Consider the following 304-nt stretch of genomic DNA (forward strand, 5'->3'; position numbering starts at 1 on the left):
TTGCCCGCGTTCTGCGTCCCGTTCTCGAAGCCGCGAACCCAGAAGGTCAGGCCCGCAGGATCCGGAAGACGGCCAAGGAACACCTGGTAGTAGCTGATCACCACCCGGACGTTGTCCGCAGCGTCGGACTCCGCAAACACGAACAGGCCTTCCTCGACCGTGTTCACATCCGCACCGATCTCCGCCGCAATCGCGTCGATCGCAGCCTGCTGCTCGTCCGTCGGCGTCTCAATGCGCAGAATCGCCTGCACCCCGGACGCAAGTTCCGTCGTCTGTGTATCAGTCAGCATTCTCTCACCTGTCC

At 62.5% G+C, this 304-nt stretch carries 1 protein-coding gene; it reads right to left on the reverse strand.

The window, feature by feature from the left end; translation table 11 throughout:
- The coding region (locus tag QSJ97_RS24805; RefSeq protein ID WP_285675178.1) for a hypothetical protein at positions 1–290 on the reverse strand (290 nt) is incomplete at its 3' end.
- Positions 291–304: the final 14 nt, after the last annotated feature.

This window comes from Paralimibaculum aggregatum, from assembly GCF_030270585.1.
Classification (GTDB): Bacteria; Pseudomonadota; Alphaproteobacteria; order Rhodobacterales; family Rhodobacteraceae; genus Thermohalobaculum; species Thermohalobaculum aggregatum.